The organism is Comamonas thiooxydans, from assembly GCF_002157685.2.
In the GTDB taxonomy this organism is placed as follows: domain Bacteria; phylum Pseudomonadota; class Gammaproteobacteria; order Burkholderiales; family Burkholderiaceae_C; genus Comamonas; species Comamonas testosteroni_H.
Map to the genome: position 1 here is coordinate 5,382,345 of NZ_AP026738.1, position 24,440 is coordinate 5,406,784.

A 24,440-nucleotide genomic window follows, 5' to 3' on the forward strand; every position below is an offset into this window, starting at 1 on the left:
ACAGACATCCTGACGTCAAAGTCGCTCATAGCATGTCTGCAAGACTTTCGTGAAGGGTAGCCGCGGCGGCACCAACCCCAACCAAGAGGATCAGGCATGACAACCACGTTCCCGCAACTGCTGCTCAAGCACGCGACAGAACGCCCCGATGCGCCCGCCCTGCGCGAAAAGGAGTATGGCATCTGGCAAACCTGGAGCTGGCGCGAAGCCGCGCAGACCGTGCGCCACATGGCCTGCGGCCTGCGCGCGCTGGGGCTTGAAAGTGGCCAGAACCTGGCGTTCATCAGCGATAACCGGCCCCATGTCTACATGGGCTTTCTGGCCGTTCAGGCCTGTGGCGCAGTGCCCATTCCGCTGTACCAGGATGCCGTGGCCGCCGAAATGCGCTTTGTGATGGAAGACGCGGAGCTTGCGTTCGCCTTTGCCGAGAACCAGGAGCAGGTGGACAAGTTGCTGGAAGTGCGCGAGAGCGTTCCCGGCATTCGTCACATCATCTATGACGACCCGCGCGGCCTGCGCAAATATGACCAACCCGGACTCATCAGCACCGATGAGCTGCTGGCCAAGGGCAAGGAATGGGATGCACAGCACGCGGGAGCCTATGAGGCCATGGTCCAGGCCGTCTCGCCCGACGATGTTTCGGTCATCCTCTACACCTCTGGCACCACGGGCAAGCCCAAGGGGGTATGCCAGACCCATGCCAGCTTTGGCGAATCTGCCCGCGGCGGCGTGCAGACCGATGGCCTGAATGCTTCGGACAATGTGATCTGCTATCTGCCGCCGGCCTGGGTGGGAGACCATCTGTTCTCGTTTGCGCAATGGCTGGTGGCGGGCTTCACCATCAACTGCCCGGAATCCGCCTCGACCATCGCCATCGACCTGCGCGAGATCGGACCCAGCTACTACTTTGCTCCGCCGCGCATATTCGAGGGCATGCTGACCTCGGTTTCCATCCGCATGGAAGATGCCTCGCCGCTCAAGCAATGGATGTATGCCAAGGCCATGGAGGTGGCACGTCGCGTCGGCTCGGACATTCTGGACGGCAAGAACGTCGCAGCCATGGATCGCCTCAAATACCAGTTGGGCAGCTTGTTCATCTACGGGCCGCTGCGCAATGCACTGGGCCTTTCGCGCATCCGCGTGGCCTATACGGCAGGCGCTGCCATCGGCCCCGAGCTGTTTCGCTTCTTCCGCTCCATCGGAATCAACCTCAAGCAGCTCTACGGTCAAACCGAAACCTGTGCCTATGTCTGCCTGCAGCGCGACCGTCAGGTGGAACTGTCCAGCGTGGGCCAGGCAGCACCGGGCATCGAGCTCAAGATCGCCGACAACGGCGAGGTGCTGGTCAAGGGCGTGTCCGTGCTCAAGGAGTACTACAAGCGCCCCGATGCCACGGCAGAGGTGATCGACGCCAGCGGCTACTTCCATACCGGCGATGCCGGCGTGATCGACGCCAACGGCCAGCTGCGCATCATCGACCGCGCCAAGGATGTGGGCAAGACCAGCCGCGGCGCCATGTTCGCGCCCAACTACATAGAGAACAAGCTCAAGTTCTTCCCGCATATCAAGGAAGCCGTTTGCTTCGGCCATGGCAAGGACGAGGTCTGCGCCTTCATCAACATCGACTACGAGGCCGTGGGCAACTGGGCCGAGCGCCAGGGCCTGCCCTACGGCGGCTATGTGGACCTGGCCAGCAAGGCCAAGGTGCTGGAGCTGGTGGCCGACTGCATAGACAAGGTCAACGCCGACCTGGCCAGCGAGCCCGGCATGGCCGACACCCAGGTGGCGCGCTTTCTGGTGCTGCACAAGGAGCTGGACCCCGATGACGACGAGCTGACCCGCACCCGCAAGGTGCGCCGCAACTTCATCGCCGACAAGTACGGCGTACTGGTGGAAGCGCTCTACACCGGAAAGCAGCAGCAGTTCATCGAGACCCTGGTGAAGTTCGAGGACGGCCGCACGGGCAGCGTCAGTGCCACGCTGACCATCGTCGAAGCCAAGCTCCACCCGGCTGCCGCCTGAGAGGAATTTTCATGAATACAAGAACCAGCGGCGACGTGATTCTGGACATCAAGAACATCAGCCTGCGCTTCGGCGGCGTCAAGGCCTTGACCGATATCTCGTTCAATGTCAAAGAGCACGAGATCCGCTCCATCATCGGTCCCAACGGCGCCGGCAAGAGCTCCATGCTCAACTGCATCAACGGCGTCTACACGCCGTCCGAAGGCTCCATCACCTTTCGCGGCCAGACCTTCAGTCACATGAACAGCCGCCAGGTGGCCGAGATGGGTGTCGCACGCACCTTCCAGAACCTGGCGCTGTTCAAGGGCATGAGCGTGATCGACAACATCATGACCGGCCGCAACCTCAAGATCAGGAGCAACATCCTCATGCAGGCCCTGCGTATCGGCCCTGCACAACGCGAGGAAATGCAGCACCGCGAGTTCGTCGAGCACATCATCGACTTTCTCGAAATCCAGGCCTATCGCAAGACTCCCGTGGGCCAGCTTCCCTACGGCCTGCAAAAGCGCGTGGACCTGGGCCGTGCCCTGGCCATGGAGCCTCAGGTTCTGCTGCTGGACGAGCCCATGGCCGGCATGAACGTGGAAGAAAAGCAGGACATGTGCCGCTTCATCCTCGATGTGAACGAGGAGTTCGGCACCACCATCGTGCTCATCGAACACGATATGGGCGTGGTCATGGACATTTCGGACCGTGTCGTGGTGCTGGACTATGGCAAGAAGATCGGCGACGGCGCTCCCGATGAAGTACGCAACAACGAAGACGTGATCCGCGCCTATCTGGGCGCAGGCCACTGAAGGAGCAGTCATGGGATTTTTCTTAGAGACATTGTTCGGCGGCCTCATGGTGGGCACGCTGTATGCACTGATCGCCATCGGCTTTGTGCTGATCTTCAAGGCCTCTGGCGTCTTCAACTTTGCGCAAGGTGCCATGGTGCTGTTTTCGGCCCTGGCCATGGCGCGTTTTTCGCAATGGATTCCCGGCTGGCTGGGCCTGGAGCCGGGGCTGGTCGGCAACCTGCTGGCCATCGTCGTCACCCTGGCGCTGATGGTGGTCGTGGCCTGGGTGATAGAGCGGCTGGCCCTGCGCCATCTGGTCAATCAGGAGCCCATCACCTTGCTGATGGCCACGCTGGGCATTGCCTATCTGCTCGATGGCCTCGGTCCCATGGTCTTTGGCAGCGAGGTCTACAAGATTGACGTCGGTATGCCCAAGGACCCCGTCTTCATCATGGACAGCCTGTTTCAGGGCGGCGTGATGATCAGCCTGGAAGACCTGTATGCGGCCTGCATCGCCGCCATTCTGGTGATCTGCCTGAGCATCTTCTTTCAGAAAACCAAGACCGGGCGCGCGCTGCGTGCCGTGGCCGACGACCACCAGGCCGCTCAGTCCATCGGCATTCCGCTGTCGCGCATCTGGGTCATCGTCTGGTCGGTGGCCGGCGGCGTGGCCCTGGTCGTCGGCATCATCTGGGGCAGCAAGCTGGGCGTTCAGTATTCGCTGTCGCTGGTGGCCCTGAAGGCCCTGCCCGTGGTGATTCTGGGCGGCCTGACATCACTGCCCGGCGCCATCATCGGCGGCCTGATCATCGGCGTGGGAGAGAAGCTCTCCGAGGTCTACATCGGCCCCATGGTGGGCGGCGGCATCGAGACCTGGTTTGCCTATGGTCTGGCCCTTTGCTTCCTGCTGGTACGGCCCCAAGGTCTGTTCGGCGACAAGATCATTGACCGCGTCTGAACGGGGAGAACAAGAATATGTTTTATCGTGAAAACGGCCAGTTCAAAACCAGCTACGCGGCAGACCAGCAGATCTTCGGCGTCGCCCAGGACCGCTGGGTCATCCTGCTGGTGCTGGCCTTTGCCTTCCTGGCCATCCCCTTCATTGCCAGCGACTACACCTTCCAGGCAATTCTGATTCCCTTTGTCATCATGTCGCTGGCAGCGCTGGGTCTCAACATCCTCGTCGGCTACTGCGGCCAGATTTCGCTGGGTACCGCCGCCTTCATGGCCGTGGGTGCCTATGCGGCCTACAACCTGCAGGCCCGCATTGAAGGCATGCCCTTGCTGGTAGCACTTCTCGGCGGTGGCGTGGTGGCCATGGCGTTCGGCGTGGTTTTCGGGCTGCCTAGCCTGCGCATTCGCGGCCTGTATCTGGCCGTGGCCACGCTGGCCGCCCAGTTCTTTGTGGACTGGCTGGCGACCCGTGCGGCCTGGGTGACGAACAACTCCTCGTCCGGCTCCGTCAGCGCCAAGCCGCTGGCCATTCTGGGCTGGGCCATCGACACACCCATGGAAAAGTACCTGCTCTGCCTGGCGATCCTGTGTCTGCTCGGCCTGGCCGCCAAGAATCTGGTGCGCAGCTCGGTAGGCCGTGAATGGATGGCCATGCGCGACATGGACGTGGCGGCTGCCGTGATCGGCATCCGCCCCACCTACGCCAAGCTCTCGGCCTTTGCCGTGAGCAGCTTCATCGTCGGTGTGGCCGGTGCGCTCTGGGGCTTTGTCCACCTGGGCGCCTGGGAGCCCGCTGCCTTCAGCCTGGATCGCTCGCTGCAGCTGCTGTTCATGATCATCATCGGCGGCCTGGGCTCCGTCGTGGGCAGCATCTTCGGCGCCGCCTTCTTCGTGCTGCTGCCGCTGCTGCTCAACCAGGTGCCCCACTGGCTGGGTCTGCCGCTGTCCACGGCCACGGCGACCTATCTCGAGCACATGATTTTTGGTGCGCTCATCGTGTTCTTCCTGATTGTGGAACCCCACGGATTGGCCAAGCTCTGGGCCACGGCCCGTCAGAAGCTGCGCGTCTGGCCATTCCCGCATTGATATGAAACACCTCCTGAGTCGCTGCGCGCCTTCCTCCTCTCTCGCTTCGCGGGAGGAGGACGACATCCTCGCTGCGGGGCGGCCCTTGCTCGATGTCTCTGAGATGGCTGTTGCCAAATCCCAAGACAGTTTCCAATGCGTGAGCCCTAGCCCTTATTAATCAAGACACCACAGAGTGCCTGTCCGGGACCCCGTCCCATACAACCCAAGGAGACAGTTGATGATGTTCAAGAAGATTGCGATTGCTGCCGCTGCTGTTGCTGCAGGCATGGGAGCCTTGATGGCTTCGCCTGCCGCTCAGGCCCAGGAGCAGTTCGTGCCTCTGCTGGTGTATCGCACAGGCCAGTTCGCGCCCCTGGGCATTCCATGGGCCGACGGCAAGCAGGATTACCTCAAGCTGGTCAACGCCAAGGGCGGCATCAACGGCGTGAAGATCAAGTTCGAGGAATGCGAAACCGCCTATGACACGGCCAAGGGCGTGGAATGCTACGAGCGCCTCAAGAACAAGGACGGCGGAGCCTCCGGCTTTGACACCCAGTCCACGGGCATCACCTTTGCCGTGACCGACAAGGCCCCTGGCGACAAGGTGCCGGTGGTCACCCCAGGCTATGGTCTGTCCCAGTCCGTGGACGGCAAGGTCTTCGAGTGGAACTTCCCCCTGCTGGGCAACTACTGGACAGCCGCCGACTCCATCGTGCAGGACATCCTGAAGAAGGAAAAAGGCAGCCTCAAGGGCAAGAAGATCGCACTGGTCTATCACGACTCGCCTTATGGCAAGGAGCCTATTCCGCTGCTGGAAAAGCGCGCCGCCAAGGATGGTTTCGAGCTGATCAAGCTGCCTGTGACTGCCCCCGGCGTGGAGCAAAAATCCACCTGGCTGCAGATCCGTCAGAACCGCCCCGACTATGTGCTGCTGTGGTCGGCCGGCGTGATGACGCCTACGGCCGTGCGTGAGGCGCAGGCCACGGGCTACCCGCGCGAGAAGATGTATGCCGTCTGGTGGGGCGGCTCCGACCATGACGTCAAGGACATCGGTGCCGGCGCCAAGGGCTACAACACGGTGACCATCCACAACACGGCCGAGAGCGACAAGGTGCATGGCGACATCAAGTCCATGCTCTACGACAAGGGTCAGGGCACGGCCAAGGACGCCAAGGAACTGGGCCAGCTGGCACATACCCGCGGCATGGTGATCTCCATGCTGCAGGTCGAGGCCATCCGCACCGCACAGGAAAAGTTCGGCAAGGGCAAGGTCATGACGCCCGAGCAGGTGCGCTGGGGCCTGGAGAACCTGAACATGACGCAGGAGCGCCTGAACGAGCTGGGCTTCGGCAAGATCATCCGCCCCTTCAAGACCAGCTGCGACAACCACCTGGGTGCCGACTGGGCGCGTATTGCCACCTGGGACGGCGCCAAGTTCAAGGTGACTTCCGACTGGTACCAGGCCGACAAGTCCATGGTCGATCCGCTCTACAAGGAGTTCGCGGAAAAGTACGCCAAGGAAAAGAACGTCAAGGTCAGAACCTGCACCCCCTGAGGCGCTTCGCGCCTTCCCCCTCACTGGCGCCAAGCGCCTGAGGGGGACGACATCCTCGCTGCGGCGCGGCCAGCCCCGGTCCTTGCTTGATGTCTCTGACCAAGGCTCACCTCGTCGCAGCCGGATTTATAAAAATCAGCCTCAAGCGCTTATCCATAAAGTGCAGGCAGCTATCTATTTTGAGTTATCAGGTGACCGCATGACCGATATCGCGCACACAGTTTCCACCTCCGCCCAGACCGCACCGCTGGTGGAAGTCAATGGCATCGAGGTCATCTACAACCATGTGATCCTGGTGCTCAAGGGCGTCTCGCTACAAGTACCCCACCAGAGCATCGTGGCCCTGCTGGGCGGCAATGGCGCGGGCAAGACCACCACGCTGCGCGCCATCTCCAATCTGCTCAAGGGCGAGCGCGGCGAAGTCACCAAGGGCGGCATCACGCTGGAGGGCGAGCAGATCGCCAACCTCTCGCCCGCCGAACTTGTCAAGCGCGGAGTGGTCCAGGTCATGGAAGGACGCCACTGCTTCGCCCACCTGACAATCGAAGAAAATCTGCTCACCGGCAGCTATACACGCACGGACAAGGGTGAGATTGCAGCCAATCTCGAGAAGGTCTACAACTACTTCCCGCGCCTCAAGACCCGGCGCACCAGCCAGGCGGCCTACACCTCGGGCGGCGAGCAGCAGATGTGCGCCATCGGCCGCGCGCTGATGAGCAACCCGCGCATGGTGTTGCTAGACGAGCCCTCCATGGGCCTGGCGCCGCAGATCGTGGACGAGGTCTTTCACATCGTCAAAGACCTCAACAGCAAGGAAAAAGTCACCTTCCTGCTGGCCGAGCAGAACACCAACATGGCGCTCAAGTACGCCGACTACGGCTACATCATGGAAAGCGGGCGCATCGTCATGGACGGCTCCGCCAAGGATCTGGCCAGCAACGAGGACGTCAAGGAGTTCTATCTGGGCGTGGGTGGCGGCGAGCGCAAGAGCTTCAAGGACGTCAAGAGCTACAAGCGCCGCAAGCGCTGGCTGGCCTGATGGCGGCCCCCTGAGGCGCTTCGCGCCTTCCCCTGAGGGGGACGACAGCCTCGCCGCGCGGCGGCGCTTGCGCGCTGTCTCTGGCCTGGTGCGCGCCAGTTTTTAGCTTGCGCCCATTGACTTCAGTTTTGCTTGCAGATTTTCTCTACAGGATTTGCCATGAGTGATTTCTACGATGCCCTGGAAACCCGCAGCCCCGAACAGCGCGAAGCCGACTGCATGGCCAGCCTGCCGCTGCAGATTGCCCATGCACAGCAGCGCTCCAGCGCTTTTGCCGAAATTCTCAAAGGTGTGGATGCGTCCCGTATCACCAGTCGCGCAGCGCTGGCCACCTTGCCTGTGACGCGCAAGAGCGAGCTGCTGGAGCGCCAGGCCGCACAGCGTCCGCAGCAGATTTTTGGCGGATTCAATGCCATTGGCCTTGGCCGCGACATGCCCAGGCTGTTTTCCAGCCCCGGTCCCATCTACGAGCCCGAAAGCCGCCGCCCCGACTACTGGCGCATGGCCCGCTCCATGTACGCCGCAGGCTTCAGGGCTGGCGAGCTGGTGCACAACTGCTTCAGCTATCACTTCGTGCCCGCCGGATCGATGATGGAAACCGGTGCCCAGGCCCTGGGCTGCACGGTGTTCGCGGGCGGCACGGGCCAGACCGAGCAGCAGGTGCAGGCCATGGCCGATCTGCGGCCAGCCGCCTATGTGGGTACGCCCAGTTTTCTGAAAATCATTGTGGAAAAGGCCCTGGAGATGGGAGTGAAGCTGCCCAGCCTGACCAAGGCCATGGTCAGCGGCGAAGCCTTCCCTCCCTCGCTCAGCCAATGGATGCGCGAGCATGGCATAGATGCCTACCAGAGCTATGGCACGGCCGATCTGGGTCTGATTGCCTATGAGACCAGCGCCCGTGAAGGTCTGGTGCTGGACGAGGGCGTGATCGTGGAGATCGTGCGCCCCGGAACCGGCGACCCTGTGGCGGAGGGCGAGGTGGGCGAGCTGGTCATCACCACGCTCAACCCCGACTATCCGCTGATCCGCTTTGGCACGGGTGACCTCTCGGCCTATCTTCCGGGAACCTGCCCCACGGGCCGCACCAATGCCCGCATCAAGGGCTGGATGGGCCGCGCCGACCAGACCACCAAGGTGCGCGGCATGTTCGTGCATGCCAAACAGGTGGCCGAGGTCGTCAAGCGCTTTCCGCAGATCGTCAGGGCCAGGCTGGTGGTGACGGGTGAGATGGCCAACGACCAGATGCAGTTGCTGGTTGAAACCACGGAAACCGCACCGGGCTTTGCCCTGCAGGTGATCGACGTCTTGCGCGAAGTCACCAAGCTGCGCGGCGAAGTGCAGATGGTGTCTCCCGGCAGCCTGCCCAATGACGGCAAGGTGATCGAGGACGCGCGCTCCTATCAGTGAAGCCCTGAAGAGCTGCCGGCATTCGGCTGGCTCTGCGGCCCAAAGGTTTTGTACAGGGGCTTTTGTATTGGGGCTTGAGCTTGGGCAAGCCCCTGCACATGTGTCGCCAATACGCGACAGGCAATCGGTTTGCTTTAACGCAAATGCAATGTGATCGCCCGCTCCATCAAGGGATAACACTTAGAAAATAACAAAAACCCCACAGATTAGCGCTACCTAGAATCCGGCTTTACGTCACGACAAGTCAACCGTCCTGGTCTGCTTGCACATTATTTTTAGGGAGACACTGTGAAAACTATTTTCAAGATCGCCACCATCGCTCTGGCCGCCACCGCAGCCATCAGCAGCCATGCCGACAGCTACCCAGCCGCTGGCAAGACGATCACGATCATCGTGCCTTTCACGGCAGGCGGCCCCACCGACAAGGTGGCTCGCGACCTGGCCGAATCCATGCGCAAGCAGCTCAACAACGCCACCATCGTCATCGACAACGCAGACGGTGCCGGCAGCACGATTGGCACGGCCAAGGCCGCACGTGCACGCAATGACGGCTACACGCTGCTGCTGACGCATATCGGTATGTCCACCATCCCGACGCTGTACCGCAAGCTGTCCTTCAACGTGCTCAACGACTTCGAGTACGCCGGCATCATCAACGATGTGCCCATGACACTGATCGGCCGCCCCACCCTGCCCGCCAAGAACTTCGCCGAAGTCAAGGACTGGGTCAGCAAGAACCAGGGCAAGGTCAATCTGGCCAACGCCGGCGTGGGCTCGGCCTCGCACCTGTGCGGCCTGATGTTCCAGGCCTCGCTGCAGCAGGACATGACGCCCGTGCCCTACAAGGGTGCAGCTCCTGCGATTGCCGATCTGATGGGCAACCAGGTGGACCTGCTGTGCGACCAGACCACCAACACCACTTCGCAGATTGCCGCCAAGAAGGTTCAGGCCTATGCCGTGACCACTGCCAAGCCTCTGACCACGCCTGCACTCAAGGACCTGCCCACGCTGCAGTCCCTGGGCCTGAAGGACTTCAACGTGACCATCTGGCACGGCCTGTACGCCCCCAAGGGCACGCCTGCCGATGTGGTGCAGAAGATCAACGAAGCCATGAAGGCTTCGCTCAAGGACCCCGAGTTCATCAAGCGCCAGGAAGCCCTGGGTGCCGTGATTGCCACGGACGACCGCACCAACCCTGCGGGCCACAAGAAGTTTGTGGAAGCCGAAATCGCCAAGTGGGGCAAGGTCATCAAGGCCGCCGGCATCTACGCCGACTGAGAACGCACGATCCGTTCAACGCAAAAAAGCCTGCATCTGCAGGCTTTTTTGTTGGGCAGCCGGAAGGTGGCCGGACTTACCAGGTCACTTCCTTGCCATCGGCCGCGCTGCGCCTGAGCATGTCGACAAAAGGCACGATGCGCTGACCAAGGGCCACGCTGTCCTGGCTCGCAGGCACGGCATCCTCGTCCTGCGCGTCCTCCTCCGGCTGTTTGCGCCTGGCGGCCTCTTCGGCGGCAGCTGCCTCCAGCGCGGCAATGGCGGCCGGAATCTGCTCCACGGTGATGATGCCGTGCACCTCGTCGGGCGACTTTCCGATGATTTCCAGCAGCTTGCGGCCGTTGGCGTCCAACATGATGAGGTCTGCCGTGGCACGCGATTTGAATTTGTAGGGCATGAGCGGTTCCTTCAACGGTAGATGTATTCGCGGTTGAAAGGATAGCCGCTCTGCGCACCGGTCATCGTGCCGCTGTGCAGATCGCCATCGGGTTTGCAGCACAGCATCTGATGCAACGCAATCCAGCCGTGCTCGAAGCCCATGGCCGACCCCGCCAGATAGAGGCGGTAGGCACGCAAAGCCTTGGCGGCCTTTTCCTCGTCGTACTGGGCTTGCAAAATGATTTGAGCTTCGCCCAGCCTGGCCTCCAACCCATCCGACCAGGCCCAAAGCGTGCGTGCGTAGTGCGGGCGCAAGTTCTCTGTATCCACCATTTCCAGCCCGCTGGCCGCCAGATCATGCAGCACGCGGCTGACATGCATGAGTTCTCCACCGGGAAAAATGTAGCGGTTGATGAACTCGCCCATGCCGGCACCCAGCTCCACATTGCTGACACCGCCCGCCGTGATGCCATGAACCAGGGCCAGTCCGCCGGGCCTGAGCATGGAATAAATGGTTTCGAAGTATTCCTGCAGATTGGCGCTGCCCACATGCTCGAACATGCCGACCGAGCCGATCTTGTCGAACGGCGCCACATCGCCCATTTGCCGGTAGTCGCGCAGCTCGACCTGAACCTTGCCCTGCAGACCCTTCTCGGCGATCAGACGCTGCACATGATCGAACTGGTTGCGCGACAGCGTGATGCCATGGGCCTGCACGCCGTAATGCTCGGCCGCCCAGAAGATCAGCCCGCCCCAGCCGGAGCCTATGTCCCAGAAGCGCTCTCCGGGCTGGAGCTTGAGCTTTTTGCAGATGTGATCGAGCTTGGCCTCCTGCGCCTGCGCCAGGCTCATGCCCTGCTCTTTGTAGTAAGCGCAGGAATAGACGCGGCGCGGGTCCAGCCACAGTGCGTAGAAGTCGTCGGAGAGATCGTAATGAAACTGAATCTGCTCGGCATCGCGGGTCAGCGTGTGCATGGCCAGCGACCTGGCCTTGGAGACCGTCTGCCCCAGCCAGGAGGGCGTACGACTGACCGGATCACCGCGCAGCAGCCCGGCCGCTGCTCCCATGATGTCGCGGGAGCTGCCCTTGACCTCCACCCAGCCTTCGACGATGGCCGAACCAATCGAGCCGATCTGGCCGTCCAGCAGCGCCGCAACAGCCTTGGGAGAGCGAAAAATGAGTTGAACCGCACTGTGTTCAGGCCCGATACGCTCGCCCGAGGGAAGCTGTATCGATGCAGTCACAGGAAGTCTTGCTAGCAGCGGCTCCAATGTGCTCAACAGGTTTTTCATGAAAACCATTGTTCACATCGACTATGGCAGGGTCAAGACGGAAAACATCCCTGCCTAAAACTGCCTCCAGGACTGGCAGAGGATCAGCTGCTGGCTTTCACCAGCCTGTCGTAGGCCTTGAGGGTGGCGGGGGCCACAGACTGCAGCACTTGTTCATAAGCCGTCTTGTGACGCGCCAGCAAGCGCATGGAGGCAACGGTGCGGCTGCGGCAGAACCAGTGGCAGGTGTGTTGCATCAGCATCAGCTCGGCCGTCATGGTGAAGGCTCGGCGCTTGCGCTCTTCCTCGTCGGCAGCATCCCCCACACGGGCAGCCGCCAGTGCCTGGGCATGAAGCTTCATGGTCTCGCGCACATCCATGGTGGCCGAAGGCAGGACCCTGGTCATATAGGGCAGCGCCAGCGGCAGGGTGCTGGTACGCGTCTGCTCGGCCGGCAAGGTGGCGAATTCATCCGCGAAACGCTGAAACTGGCTCACCAGACTGCTCTCGGTATTGGCCAGCACGGGCCAGATCTGTTCACGCCGCTGCGCATCCTTCTCACCGATGACACGCAGATATCCCTCCATCAGATTGGCCATGAGCTTCTCGATCTGAAAGCGTGCCAGATGCTGGGCCAGAAGCTGGGTGTGCTGACGCTGCTCCTGCTTCTTGAGCACGTAGAGCACGGTGGTGACAATGATGGCGAGCGTTAGAAAATCCATGAAGCGAAACCAGACAGGCGGACAAGCGCAATGAGAAAAAGGATGAGTGTAGTCAGCCTGAGGGCTTTGCTGGGAATTAGTGCCGCAATTGCAGGCCTGACGGGCTGCAGCAGCGCCGGCTATTACTGGCAAGGTTTCAAGGGACAGATGCAGATTCTTCAGGCCGCACGACCTATTGATGACTGGCTGGCAGAAGACAGTACCTCCGCAGCACTGCGTCAGCGCCTGCAGACCGCGCAACAGATGCGCCGCTTCGCCAGCCAGGAGCTGGCTCTGCCCGACAATGCCAGCTACACCCGCTACGCTCAGCTCCAGCGTCCGTTTGCGGTCTGGAACGTGGTGGCAGCCCCGGCCTACAGCCTGGAGATGCACCAATGGTGCTTTCCCGTCACCGGCTGCATTGCCTACCGAGGCTACTTCAGCAAGAGCGACGCACAGGCGCAGGCACGAACGCTTCAGTCCCAGGGGTTGGAAACCAGCGTCTATGGCGTGCCTGCCTACTCCACGCTGGGCTATCTGAACTGGCTGGGCGGCGACCCCTTGCTCAGCACCTTCACCTCTTGGCAGGAGGGTGACTTTGCCGGCCTGCTGTTCCACGAACTGGCCCACCAGTTGCTGTATGTGAAGAATGACACGGCCTTCAACGAATCCTTTGCCACCACGGTGGAACGCATGGCCACGCCCTTGTGGCTGCACAGCCATGCCAGCGCCGCCACGCAACAACGTTGGCAACAGAGCCTGCAGCGGCGCGAGCTATGGCAGCAGCTGACGCGCGAGACCCGTCAGCGCCTGCAACAGATTTATGAGCGGAAAAATACCGAAGCCTTGGATGCCAAAGTGCTGGAAGCCATCAAAAACAAAGTATTTGAGGAATTCCGCGCCACTTATGCGCAGCTCAGAGCGCAATGGATTACCGCTGACGAGCCCCTGCTGACCAGCCTCGCCCTGCGCGAGCAGTATTACCGGCGCCTGACCCAGACCGATGAATGGGTGGCCCAGGCCAATAACGCCAGTTTTGGAGCCCTGGCCGCCTATGACGACTGGGTGCCGGCCATGACTCGCTGGTGGCAGCAACTGCGCGGCGAAGGCCCGGCCACTCCCGAGACCTGGCGCGGCTTCTATGTCCAGATGCGCGAGCTGGCAGCCTTGCCTGCTGAAGAGCGCAAGCTGCGGCTATGCGCCCAATGGGGAGAAGCGGCAGAAACAGCGACTCAGTGCCAATAAACACCTCAAATTGACATAAAAACAATTTTTTACAAGGGTTAACCATGTAGGAGGCTTCAGCGGTTTTTAAGAAAGTCCCGCCAGACTTCTCCGATACCTATTTTTTTGCCGTCTGCTGTGGCCTCCAAAGACTCCGTTTCTGCCCCATTTTTCAAGGGGCTTTTTCAACCTCGCACGCCTCAGTTCATCGCTCTGGCCCTGGCCATCTGGCTGACACTGACGGCGAACTGGGCCCTGTGGCTGCGCCTGCCTTCCCTGGATGGCTATCACGGCAGTCTGGCCCTGCTGGCCCTGAGGGTTGTGCCGCTGGTGCTGGGCGCCAGCCTTCTGCTGACCTCTTTGTTTGCCTGGCCGCGCTTTACCAAGCCGCTCTGGGTTGCGCTGCTGCTGGTGGCGGCCAGTTCCCAGTACTTCATGGTCAGCTACGGAACCGTGATGGACAAGGGCATGATTCACAACATCCTGCAGACCGATGCGCGTGAAAGCTCGGACTTGTTCAACATCAAGCTGCTGGCCGAGGTGTTGATCATCGCCATACTGCCAGCCATCTGGCTGTGGAAAACCCCGCTCAAACGCGCCAGCAGCGCCTGGCGCAATATGCTGCGCACCGCCTTGCTGCTGCTGGGCGGCGTTGCCCTGATAGCCGCCTCGCTGGCCGTTTCCTACCGCGATCTGGCCCCCGTGGTGCGCAACAATCTTTGGCTGCGCTACATGATCAATCCGATCAACCCCGTGCTGTCCGCGGCCTCGGTGGCGCTGGATCCCCTGCTCAACAAGCCCAGGCCTTTTGTCAGCATCACGGGCGGTGCGACCCTGGGTGCCAGCTATGCCGCGGTCCAGAAGCCACCGCTGCTGGTGCTGGTGGTGGGCGAGACGGCTCGCGCCAAGAACTTCAGCCTCAACGGCTATGAGCGCGATACCAACCCCGAGCTGGCCAAGCGCGATGTGCTGAGCTGGCGCAATGCCCGCTCCTGCGGCACCAGCACCCGCGAATCAGTGCCCTGCATGTTCTCCAACCTGGGCCGCGAAGGCTTTTACGCCTCCAAGGTCGAGCATGACAACCTGCTCGACGTACTGCAGGCCGCCGGACTGGCCGTGCTTTGGGTGGACAACCAGGCAGGCTGCAAAGGCGTGTGCAAGCGCATCCCCATGGCCGATACCGCCGACAGCGTGAATACGCCGGCCGGCAAGGCGCTGTGCGCCCAGGATGGCGAATGCCTGGACGCCCTGCTGCTCAGCGGCCTGGACGAGCGCATCGCCAAGCTGGACCCCGCGCGCCGCGCCAAGGGCCTGGTGCTGGTCATGCACCAGATGGGCAGCCATGGCCCCGAGTACTTCAAGCGCTCCACACCAGACCTCAAGGCCTTCAAGCCCGAATGCGCCACCAATGCCCTGTCCAGCTGCCCGCAGCAAAGCGTGGTCAATGTCTACGACAACTCCATTCGCTATACCGACCATTTCCTGGCCCAAACCATAGACTGGCTCAAGACCCAGCAAAGCCAGTTTGAAACCGGCATGTTCTACATGTCCGACCATGGTGAATCGCTGGGCGAGCTCGGTGTCTATCTGCATGGCATGCCTTACGCCATGGCGCCCGATGATCAGAAACATGTGCCCATGATTGCCTGGCTGGGAACGCTGGGGGCTCGCACCGGTTTGGATCAGAGCTGTCTGAGCAAGACGCTGGATCAGCCGCTCTCGCATGACAACCTGTTCCATACGGTCATGGGTCTGATGGACGTCAGCTCGCCCACCTACAAGCAGCCGCTGGATGCATTTGCCAGCTGCCGCAAGCTCAGCTAGTCATTGACTGCGCAGCAAAAAAAGCCTGCCGGATCCACGATCCGGCAGGCTTTTTTGCTTTCAGCAGCTGCGTATCACTCGCTCTGAGAACCGCGGCGCGCCCAGCCCGTGGTGTGCTTTTCCAGCAGATTGAACAGCTCGTACATCACCATGGCCATGGCTCCCACCACGATCAGCCCCGCAAAGGCCAGGCCCATCTGCATGGAAGAGCCGGCCGAGACCAGCAGATAGCCGATACCCTCGTTGGCAGCCGTCATCTCGCTGACCGTGGTGCCGACGAAGGCCAGCGTGATCGCAACCTTGAGCGAGCCGTAGAAATACGGCAGGGAACGCGGCAGGCCGACCTTGATCAGCACGTCCCAGCGCTTGGCTCCCAGCACACGCAGCACATCCTCCAGCTCGGGCTCCAGCGTGGCCAGACCCGTGGCGATATTGACCATGATGGGGAAAAAGCTGATCAGAAAGGCCGTGAGAATGGCCGGGCCTGCGCCGATGCCGAACCAGACCACCAGAATCGGCACGAACGCGGCCTTGGGCAAGGCGTTGAAGGCCGTCATCAGCGGATAGAACGCCGCATAGGCCAGACGCGAGGAGCCGATCAGAAAGCCCAGCAGCACGCCCACCGCGATCGCCAGGGCAAAGCCTGCCATCGTCACCCAGTAGGTGCGCCAGGCATGCATGGCAATCGTGCCCGCAAACTCATAGAGCTGATGGCCAATGGCCCAGGGGCTGGGGAAGATGAACTCCGAAACGCCGAAGCCCGAACAGATGATCTGCCAGAGCAGGACGATCAGCAGCAACAGCAGCCAGGGAGCCCAACGCTCGGCGGTCTTTTGATGTTTCATGATGCGCCTTATTGAGGAATGGCTGCTGCAGTTTCGGGGCCGTTCTTGCGCAGGGCGCCGATATGGCCGCGCAGCTCGTAGACGATGTCCGAGAACTCGGGGGTGTAGGTGACCTCCAGATCACGCGGGCGCGGCAGGTCGATATCGCGGCGCACCACGAAGCGGCCCGGGCTCTTGCTCATCACATAGACGGTATCGGCCAGGAACACGCTCTCGCGCAGATCATGGGTGACCAGGATCACATTGAACTTCTGCTCGGCCTGAAGGTCGCGCAAAATGCACCACAGCTCTTCGCGGGTGAAGGCATCGAGGGCGCCAAAGGGTTCGTCGAGCAGCAGCATCTGCGGCTCGTGAATCAGGGCGCGGCAGATGCTGGCGCGCTGCTGCATGCCGCCGGAAAGCTGCCAGGGAAACTTGCGCTCATAGCCTGCCAGGCCCACCTTGCCCAGCAGCTCGATGGCACGCGCCTCGTATTCCTTGCGCTTTTGCTTGAACTGCGAGCGGTGCGGCTCCACGATCTCCAGCGGCAGCAGCACATTGTCCAGCGTGGTGCGCCAGGGCAGCAGCGAGGACGACTGGAAAGCCATGCCCGAGATCTTGAGCGGCCCGGTCACACGCTGGCCATCGACCGTGATGCGGCCCATGGAGGGCATCTTCAGGCCCGTGGTGAGCTTCATGAAAGTGGACTTGCCACAGCCCGAGGGACCGACGATGGCGATGAACTCGCCGCGCTGCACCGTGAGGTCGATGGCCTCCACCGCAAAGTGATTGGCCTGCAGCAGCTCTTCGTTATAGGCCAGCCAGACGTCCTTGAATTCGACGAAGGGCCGGGCGGCTTCTGTATCTGATGACTTCATAAAACAAGGCCGTAGCGCTTGTCTCACAAGCGCACCAAGCTATCAATCAATGAGCAATTACTTTTGGGGAAAGACGTCGAGATCCGCGACGGGCGGCAGAAAGCGGCCATTCCAGAGCGTCTCGGGGTTCACGCGTGTCTTGGTCGCATAGACGTCAGAGATCTGGGAAGCCATCAAGGCCATGCGTGTCGGGCTGACCTGGCCAAAGCCCTCGCCACGTGCATCGGCGGTGTTGATCACCGTGTCGATCGCCAGCTGCAAACGGCGGGTTTCCAGAGCGGTGTTGACGATGCCGTCGCGCTCCTTCACATAGGCGATGGCGGCTGCGGGGTTGGCCATGACTTCCTTGGCGCCCTTGCTGAAGGCCTTGAGGAAGGCGCGCACGGCTTCGGGGTTCTCGCGCACCAGCTTGGCGCTGGCGATGATGGCGTTGCCATAGAGCTTGACGCCGTTGTCGGCAAACGGCATGACCGCCACATCGGCCGCCTTCACGCCTCGTGCCTCCAGGTTCAGCAGCGAAGTAAAGGTGAAGCCCGTGATGGCGTCGATATCGCCACGCACCAGCATGGTCTCGCGCAGCGGTGGATCCATGGTGGTCCATTGCACATCGCCAACCTTGTTGGCCTTGGCAAACAGCGGGAAGCCGCGTCGGCCTGCATCAAAGACCGGCGCTCCCAGCTTCTTGCCCGTCAGGTCTGCAGGCTTGGCAATGGCGCTCTTCTTGAGCGCCATGACCGAGGCCGGCGTGTTGTTGTAGACCATCATCACGGCCACGGGCTTGTCTTTGACATCGGGGTTGTTGGCATGAAACTCCATCAGCGCGGCCAGATCGGCAAAGCCCATGTCGTAGGAGCCCGATGCCACGCGCTGGATGGCTCCACCCGAGCCGCTGCCGGCATCCACCGTCACATTGAGCCCTGCGGCCTGGAAATAGCCCTTGGCGGCGGGCTGCAGAAACAGCGCCGCTGGCCCTTCGAAACGCCAGTCGAGCTGGAATTTGATGGGCGTGGCGGCAAAGGCGGCCGTGGTACTGGCAAAGCTGCCCAGGGCCAGAACGGATTGCAGGAACAGGCGCTTGGTTTGCATGGTGGCTTCCCTCTCTCTATGTCAATGAATTGCGGTTGAATGCGTGCCGACGCTCAGACCTTCCAGGCCCCCTGGTGCGAGCTGCTGGCCTCTTCGATCAAGGCCGGCCCGATGCATTCGATGGCATGCGAAGCGGCCTGAAACACATCGCGGCAGGACAGCTCGGCATCCTTCTGATCAAGCCGCTCGCCACGGAACACGCGCAGCCGCTCGGCATCGATGCCATAGACCACCCGCCCGATGCCGGACCAGAAGATCGCGCCGGCACACATCACGCAGGGCTCGGCAGACGAGTACAGCGTGGCGACGGCGAGCTCGTCGCGTGAATGCAAGGGACTGGCCAGGCGGATGGCGGACAGCTCGGCATGGGCCGTGCAATCGCCGCTCTCGCCGTTGGCATTGCTGGCCTGGGCCAGCACGCGCCCTTCGGCAGCCACGATCAGAGCGCCAAACGGCCGGTTGCCGCGCTCGCGCGCTGTATCGGCAAGCGCAATGGCTTCACGCAGATAGCGGCCATCGCTGTCGTTCAAGGTCAGGGCTTGAGGCAGGGGCATGGTGGCTTCCTCCTCAGGCCTTGAGCATGCGCGCCGACCTGGCGGGCAGCATGCTGCTGTTGAACAGTGCATCGGCAGATGGCGTGGTCTTGAGCGCGAAGGTCTGCACCACGCTGTCCAGCTGCTGCTCCATCAAACGCTTGCTGAAGTCTCCCAGTCCATGGCTTTTCGTGTCTGCCGCGGCTACGTACTGTGCGGTGATGGACCAGCGCTCCAGCTCCAGCTTCTCGTCGAGAATCGGCTCGCGCTGGCGCACGGCGGCAATGCCTGCTGCAGGGTTGGCAAGGCACTCCACAATCGCTCGGTTGGTGGCGCGCAGGAAGGCGGCCACGACCTGCGGCTTCTCGGCGATCAGCTGACTGGACGCCAGAATCGCATTGCCATACAGATGAACGCCTGCATCGCTGTAGCGCATTATGGAGAGCTCCTCGGGCTTGATGCGCGCAAACAGCGACACCGCGGAGTCATGGAAGTAGGTGGCGGCATCCACATCGCCACGCACCATGACGTTGTCGCGTGCCGAGAACTCCGTCGTCGACCAGGCAAACAGATCGGCGGGCAGGTTCTTGCGCCGCGCCACCATGGGCCAGGCACGGCGCGTGGACTCCACTGCCGCTGCAGCCACCTTCTTGCCCTTGAGACTTGCGAAGTCCGAAGTGATGCCCCGGTCCTTGCGCCCGATGATCACAAAGGGCGCGCGGTTGTAGTACTGGTAGACGGCCTGCACGCGAGGTGTGCCGGCGTTCTGTGCATTGAACTCGATCAGCGAACTGATATCGCCCAGTCCGAGCTGGTAGGCACCGCTGGCGATACGAGTAATTGAAGCCACCGAGCCCGACCCTACGTCCAGACTCACATCCAGCCCCTCATCGCGGTAGTAGCCGTTTTGCTGGGCCAGAAAGAACGGCGCCGTCTGGCCGTTGACGCGGAAATCCAGCGTGAATTTCAGCGCAGTCAGCGACTTGCCCTGGGCATGAACCCAGGGTGCGCCGCAAAGAGGCAGGGCAGCAAGGAAATGGCGACGTAGCATGGTGGAACTCTCAGGTCTCTGGCGACAGGAACGCCAGCAGCTGCCGCTGCTGACAGGACTTGAGCAATTTCCGGGCACTGCACGCGGATGCAGGCTGAACGCTTCTACTCGTTCAACCTTCTAGCAATTGGCGTGCCTGCTTTGGGTTGTTCCTCTCCAGGTATCAACAAAGTGCATGCGAAAGAGATGGATGCATGGATTCATGCACGGCAACGCACCAGTTTGAAGCCATGCACCAAAACCAAGAGCGCCTGCGCCCTGGTGAACAGCTGGCACGCTGTTTGCTGCACTCAAATCAAGAGTAGAAGCGTTCAGCACGATGCTCTGACCGCCCCCGGTCAGCAGCTTCGCGGGTCATTGCTCTTGAAGTGGGCGCGGCAAGCAGCAGCGCCTGATATCCACACTTCAGATGCCCGCAACCCCAAGCTTCACTGGCAACGCCGGTGTCTGAAGTCATCGCAAGAGAAATTCCTATGCAGACCATGACCAGCCACTCTTACAGCCTTGGCGAACTGGACAAGGAGGCCCGCATGGGCGGGCAAGGCGCAGAAACCTCGGCGCGCGAAGTTCGCGTCATAGACATCAGCGACTTCGAGCAGCACAAGCAGGAGATTGCCGAACAGATCTGGAACGCTTCGGTGGAAATCGGCTTCTTCCAGGTTTCCGGCCACGGCATAGCCCAGGCCGATATCGACGCCGCATTCGGCAGGGCCGAACAGCTATTTGACTTGCCGCCCGAAACCAAGGCGCAATGGCCGCTATCGCGCAATGCGGGCTGGGAGCACAAGGCGCAGATCCGCCCCTCCACACGCACCCCCGACCAGAAAGAGTCCTATCAGGTCACACGCCCGCGCATGCAGGGCCTGTGGCCCAGCGAGCAGGAGTTGCCCGGCTTCAAGCAGGCCACGCTGGCCTTTGAGCGCCAATGCTGGCAGGTGGGTATGCAGCTGCTGTCCTGCTTTGCCTACAAGCTGTGCTTTGACGAGGAGTTCTTCACCCGCGCACATGACCCCGCCGTGCCCAGCTACCAGAGCACGCTGCGCATGCTGCATTACTTTGCCGTGGACCCTGCTCTCAAGGACGAAATCGGCCTGTGGCGTGCAGGCGCACATACGGACTTCGACTGCCTGACGCTGTTGTTCCAGCGCGCCGGCCAGGGGGGTCTGCAGGTGCTGCCCGGCAAGGAGGCCGAGGCCCAGCAATGGACGCCCGTGAAGCCCGTGGATGGCGTCATCACCTGCAATATCGGCGACATGCTGATGCGCTGGAGCGACGACCAGCTGCCCAGCAACTTCCACCGCGTGCGCAACCCGCAGCCCCATGAGTACCAGGGAGCCCGCTACAGCCTGGCCTTCTTCTGCCAGGCCAATGAAGATGCGGTGATCGAAGGGCCGGCCAGAAAATATCCGCCCATCACAGGGGCGGAATATTTGCGTCAGCGCATCAGCGCCAATTTCTCGAACAGGTACTGACACTCCCCGAGCAGCCCTGTCGCGTCCCCCAAGGGGACAACACCTTCGGGGCGGGCGGCCCTTCCTCGGTGCCCCTGGCTTGGGGTTCCAGCCCCCCCGTCTTTGGTGCGGTGTGACGTGGTCTGAATTGAAACGACAAAGCCCCGGAGCCCGGGGCCTTGTCGGCGATCAGGGGTGGCACGGATCAGCGCAACGACTCGATGAGATCGATGTACTGCTGCTTGGCCTCATCCGGCGTCGTGCCTTCCAGCTTGGCCCAGGCATCCCACTTGGCGCGGGCCACCATATCGGTGAAACTGGGCTTCTTGGCTTCGTTGTCACCCTCGGTCGCCTGCTTGTACAAGGCATAAATCTTGAGCAAGGTGGCGTTGTCGGGGCGCTCGCCGAGCGAGGTGGAATTCTTGACGGTCTCTTCAAACCGGGCGTTCAGATCGGACATGAAAGGTCTCCTGGGCTTTAATAGTCGAGGCCAGTGTAGCCAAAAATCCGCTAAATTAGAACGACCGTTCTTTTTATTTCACAAAGTACCACAACGCCGGCAAGCAAGCAGCCCTTTGCGGCACGCTCTCCCTCAGATCCACCTCTTCGTGATTCGCCTCGCGGCAGCAGCAACGGACTGCCTTCAGAACATCATGCGCAGACCCGCATCAAAGCCCAATGCGCTGCGTGGCTGCATGCCAGGGCTGTTGCTGTAGGCCGGTTGCGGCATGATGACCGGGCTACTGACTGCCAGCGGCGTCACACCCATCACCGCAGGATTGTTGTGTCCATTGCTCACGCTGATACGTGACACCGTGGCGTAGAGCGCCGTGCGTTTGGAGAGGTTATGCACATAGCCCAAGGCGAGCTTGTTCACCGATGCGTCGCCGGCTCCCTGGCCATTTTTGAATTGCACCCTGGCCACCGACGCCCTGAGCTGATGCAGTCCGACAGGGATTTGCACACCAGCCAGAAGCCCGTCATAGCGGTCTGTGGCCCGCACATCGCTGGGCGCATTGCGCACCTGCGACCACTCGCCTAGCACGCGGACCGGGCCGAAGTTGTACGAACCGCCCAGGTTCAGGGACTTGATGGTTTCCTTGCGGCCGTTGAAAGTGCCCAGCATGCTTTCGCCATAGCCCAGCGCAATATCGGTGGGGCCACTGGCCCAGCCAATGCGCCCACCAGCATAGCGGCCGCGCCTGGCATCATTTTCCGGGAAGGCATACATCAGCTGACCATAAATTCCGCCCAGCCCTGTCGGCAGGTGGTAGCCGATGGAGTTGTTGGCGCGCAGATAATTGTCCGTGCCTGCCGACAAACCGTTTCCCAGCAAGCGTTCGGGCAGCGTGCCGCTGGTCTGCGTACTCAGCGCACGGTTGATGGCCAGGTTGCTGCTGACCACCGCCAGCAAATTGACGCCCACGCCGTTGACGGAATAGGGATCAAAGGCCCAGTCATTCAGAAACGACGGTGTGTGATCACGCCCAAGGCGCAGCTCGCCCCAATTGCCCGCCAGGCTGACGGTGGAGCGTCGCCCAAAGTTCAGCGCACCGCCGCCCGTGTCGTTGGTCACAGGCGCTTCCAGCCACATGCTGGCAGACATTCCAGCACCCAGATCTTCAACGGCACGAACACCCAGACGGCTGGCCAGATTACCCGAGGGTGACAGCGCCCAGATACCTTGGCTGGCCGTGCGGCCGGAGCCATCCCAGGAATTGCTGCGCACCATGTAGCGGCTGACGCCCGCATCCATGACACCGAACAGCGTCACGGATGACTGAGCGCTGGCCAGGCTGCTGGCGGACAAGGCAAAAAGACTCCAGATATAGCGTGAAATACGTGGCATGTCATGTCTCCTTTTCGTTATGAATTCGCGGTATTGATCCGCGAAATCACTCTAGAAAAGGAAGGCTGCAGCTCTTGTGCAGTTGATGCCATTCATTGCTTATTTGGCGCCACGTTCCCAAGGTGAATTCCCTAGGAATGTCGCCCTGTTGCATGGCCAATGTCAGACAAAAAAAAGCCGGCGCCTTGGAAAAGGCACCGGCACAGATTTTCGCAATGGCTTTACGCGCCCAACATTTGCACCCAGCAGCTCATGGCACGAGTACCGTGGCCCCCACCGTCTTGCGCGCTTCCAATGCACGATGGGCTTGTGCCGCCTCGGCCAAGGCAAACTCCTGCTGCGGCTCGCTCACGATGCGCCCCGCCAGCACGTGCTCGAACAGCTCTGCAGCCATCTCCAGCATATGTGAGCGGGGCTGGATGTAATGCATCATGGCCGGCCTGGTCATCCAGATCGAGCCTTTGGCGGCCAGCAGCGATGAGTCCACCACCACGGAGCCGGAAGAGGTTCCGTTGCTGACCAGCGAGCCTCGCGGCTGCAGGCAATCGAGGGAGTCCATCAGTGTGTCCTTGCCTACCGAGTCGTACACCACGGGAACGCCCTTGCCTGCCGTGATTTCCTTCACTCGCTCGACGATGTTTTCACGCGAAGTCACGATGGTGTGCGCGCATCCGTTCGCCCTGGCCAGTTCGGCCTTCTCATCCGTGCTGACCGTCCCAATCATGTTGACCCCCATGGCGCGGGCCCACTGACAGGCAATCAGGCCTACGCCTCCGGCAGCTGCGTGATAGAGAATGGTTTCACCGCCCTGCAGCGGATAGACCTGACGGAACAGATACTGGGCCGTCATGCCCTTCATCATGAGTGTGGCTGCAGTACGATCTGAGATTCCGTCGGGCAACGGAATCAGCACTTCTGCAGGCATCACACGCGCCTGTGCATAAGCGCCTTGCGGACCGATCAGATAGCCAACGCGGTCACCCACCCGGATATCCGTCACACCCGTTCCGACGGCCTCGACCACACCGACGGCATCCGAGCCCAACCCGTTGGGCAGGGCCAACGGATAACGCCCGGAGCGGAAGTACACATCGATGAAGTTGAGCGCGATATAGCTATGCCGCACACGGGCCTGGCCTGGGCCGGGGTCTCCTACAGCAACGTTTTCCAGTCGCAGAACTTCTGGACCGCCAGTCTCGTAAAAGCGAATGGCCTGAGTCATGAAATGCTCCTGTATCTATTGAGGTGCAGCAAGCGCTGCAAAGCA

Annotated in this window: 22 protein-coding genes; 11 read left to right on the forward strand and 11 right to left on the reverse strand. The window is 61.4% G+C overall.

All coding sequences use genetic code 11. The features are described from left to right. The first annotated feature begins 96 nt into the window (after window positions 1-96). From CTR2_RS25055 to CTR2_RS25090, 8 genes are all read left to right on the forward strand, one after another. Complete coding sequence (locus CTR2_RS25055) at window positions 97-2,022, forward strand: AMP-dependent synthetase/ligase (protein WP_087080116.1); 1,926 nt, start codon at window positions 97-99, stop codon at window positions 2,020-2,022. A gap of 11 nt (window positions 2,023-2,033) precedes the next feature. Further along, entirely contained in the window at window positions 2,034-2,819 is a 786-nt protein-coding gene (locus CTR2_RS25060; RefSeq protein WP_003073630.1) for an ABC transporter ATP-binding protein, read from the forward strand. Window positions 2,820-2,829: 10 nt separating this feature from the next. Continuing rightward, a complete protein-coding gene (locus tag CTR2_RS25065) occupies window positions 2,830-3,759 on the forward strand; it encodes a branched-chain amino acid ABC transporter permease (protein ID WP_087080115.1) in 930 nt (309 codons plus the stop codon). Between the two features lie 17 nt (window positions 3,760-3,776). Next, on the forward strand, window positions 3,777-4,841 hold the full coding sequence (locus CTR2_RS25070; protein ID WP_003068654.1) for a branched-chain amino acid ABC transporter permease: 1,065 nt from the start codon (window positions 3,777-3,779) through the stop codon (window positions 4,839-4,841). Between the two features lie 220 nt (window positions 4,842-5,061). Then, a complete protein-coding gene (locus tag CTR2_RS25075) occupies window positions 5,062-6,378 on the forward strand; it encodes an ABC transporter substrate-binding protein (RefSeq protein ID WP_087080113.1) in 1,317 nt (438 codons plus the stop codon). A gap of 199 nt (window positions 6,379-6,577) precedes the next feature. Further along, window positions 6,578-7,417: an ABC transporter ATP-binding protein gene (locus tag CTR2_RS25080; protein ID WP_012840001.1), complete on the forward strand. Its 840-nt coding sequence runs from the start codon at window positions 6,578-6,580 to the stop codon at window positions 7,415-7,417. 159 nt (window positions 7,418-7,576) lie between these two features. Beyond that, window positions 7,577-8,824, forward strand: a complete 1,248-nt coding sequence (locus CTR2_RS25085; RefSeq protein WP_087080111.1) for a phenylacetate--CoA ligase family protein — start codon at window positions 7,577-7,579, stop codon at window positions 8,822-8,824. Between the two features lie 288 nt (window positions 8,825-9,112). Next, on the forward strand, window positions 9,113-10,102 hold the full coding sequence (locus CTR2_RS25090; protein ID WP_003068642.1) for a tripartite tricarboxylate transporter substrate-binding protein: 990 nt from the start codon (window positions 9,113-9,115) through the stop codon (window positions 10,100-10,102). A 76-nt stretch (window positions 10,103-10,178) separates the two neighbouring features. Here CTR2_RS25090 and CTR2_RS25095 read toward each other — a convergent pair whose 3' ends face one another. The 3 genes from CTR2_RS25095 to CTR2_RS25105 all read right to left on the reverse strand — a co-directional run bounded on the left by CTR2_RS25095 (window position 10,179) and on the right by CTR2_RS25105 (window position 12,474). Further along, window positions 10,179-10,499, reverse strand: coding sequence for a DUF1840 domain-containing protein (locus tag CTR2_RS25095; RefSeq protein WP_087080109.1), 321 nt, complete (start codon window positions 10,497-10,499; stop codon window positions 10,179-10,181). A gap of 11 nt (window positions 10,500-10,510) precedes the next feature. Continuing rightward, window positions 10,511-11,782: an SAM-dependent methyltransferase gene (locus tag CTR2_RS25100; RefSeq protein ID WP_087080107.1), complete on the reverse strand. Its 1,272-nt coding sequence runs from the start codon at window positions 11,780-11,782 to the stop codon at window positions 10,511-10,513. A gap of 74 nt (window positions 11,783-11,856) precedes the next feature. Continuing rightward, window positions 11,857-12,474: a hypothetical protein gene (locus CTR2_RS25105; protein WP_087080106.1), complete on the reverse strand. Its 618-nt coding sequence runs from the start codon at window positions 12,472-12,474 to the stop codon at window positions 11,857-11,859. A gap of 42 nt (window positions 12,475-12,516) precedes the next feature. Between CTR2_RS25105 and CTR2_RS25110 the strand changes: the two genes are divergently transcribed. Together CTR2_RS25110 and CTR2_RS25115 are read left to right on the forward strand one after the other, a co-directional pair. Beyond that, complete coding sequence (locus CTR2_RS25110) at window positions 12,517-13,698, forward strand: aminopeptidase (protein ID WP_087080104.1); 1,182 nt, start codon at window positions 12,517-12,519, stop codon at window positions 13,696-13,698. 117 nt (window positions 13,699-13,815) lie between these two features. Beyond that, on the forward strand, window positions 13,816-15,501 hold the full coding sequence (locus CTR2_RS25115) for a phosphoethanolamine transferase (RefSeq protein WP_254913201.1): 1,686 nt from the start codon (window positions 13,816-13,818) through the stop codon (window positions 15,499-15,501). 74 nt (window positions 15,502-15,575) lie between these two features. Here CTR2_RS25115 and CTR2_RS25120 read toward each other — a convergent pair whose 3' ends face one another. Genes CTR2_RS25120 through CTR2_RS25140 form a run of 5 tightly spaced genes read right to left on the reverse strand, consistent with a single transcriptional unit; the run spans window position 15,576 to window position 19,873 of the window. Then, on the reverse strand, window positions 15,576-16,346 hold the full coding sequence (locus tag CTR2_RS25120) for an ABC transporter permease (protein ID WP_087080100.1): 771 nt from the start codon (window positions 16,344-16,346) through the stop codon (window positions 15,576-15,578). An 8-nt stretch (window positions 16,347-16,354) separates the two neighbouring features. Continuing rightward, window positions 16,355-17,203, reverse strand: coding sequence for an ABC transporter ATP-binding protein (locus tag CTR2_RS25125; protein ID WP_087080098.1), 849 nt, complete (start codon window positions 17,201-17,203; stop codon window positions 16,355-16,357). Window positions 17,204-17,260: 57 nt separating this feature from the next. Then, window positions 17,261-18,289 (reverse strand): ABC transporter substrate-binding protein, encoded by a 1,029-nt coding sequence (locus CTR2_RS25130; protein WP_087080096.1) that lies wholly within the window; start codon window positions 18,287-18,289, stop codon window positions 17,261-17,263. Window positions 18,290-18,342: 53 nt separating this feature from the next. Further along, complete coding sequence (locus CTR2_RS25135; RefSeq protein ID WP_087080094.1) at window positions 18,343-18,843, reverse strand: nucleoside deaminase; 501 nt, start codon at window positions 18,841-18,843, stop codon at window positions 18,343-18,345. Window positions 18,844-18,856: 13 nt separating this feature from the next. Then, on the reverse strand, window positions 18,857-19,873 hold the full coding sequence (locus CTR2_RS25140) for an ABC transporter substrate-binding protein (RefSeq protein ID WP_087080092.1): 1,017 nt from the start codon (window positions 19,871-19,873) through the stop codon (window positions 18,857-18,859). A gap of 473 nt (window positions 19,874-20,346) precedes the next feature. On the opposite strand from CTR2_RS25140, the gene CTR2_RS25145 reads away from it, so the two are divergent. Further along, the gene (locus tag CTR2_RS25145) at window positions 20,347-21,345 is read left to right on the forward strand and encodes an isopenicillin N synthase family dioxygenase (protein ID WP_087080090.1); all 999 of its coding nucleotides are present in this window, start codon (window positions 20,347-20,349) and stop codon (window positions 21,343-21,345) included. A 184-nt stretch (window positions 21,346-21,529) separates the two neighbouring features. Here the strand turns inward: CTR2_RS25145 and CTR2_RS25150 are convergent, their stop codons facing one another. From CTR2_RS25150 to CTR2_RS25160, 3 genes are all read right to left on the reverse strand, one after another. Continuing rightward, entirely contained in the window at window positions 21,530-21,784 is a 255-nt protein-coding gene (locus tag CTR2_RS25150) for an acyl-CoA-binding protein (RefSeq protein WP_003050754.1), read from the reverse strand. 183 nt (window positions 21,785-21,967) lie between these two features. Continuing rightward, window positions 21,968-23,173, reverse strand: coding sequence for a porin (locus tag CTR2_RS25155; protein WP_087080089.1), 1,206 nt, complete (start codon window positions 23,171-23,173; stop codon window positions 21,968-21,970). A gap of 250 nt (window positions 23,174-23,423) precedes the next feature. Next, complete coding sequence (locus CTR2_RS25160; protein ID WP_003068616.1) at window positions 23,424-24,395, reverse strand: quinone oxidoreductase family protein; 972 nt, start codon at window positions 24,393-24,395, stop codon at window positions 23,424-23,426. Window positions 24,396-24,440 lie beyond the last annotated feature (45 nt).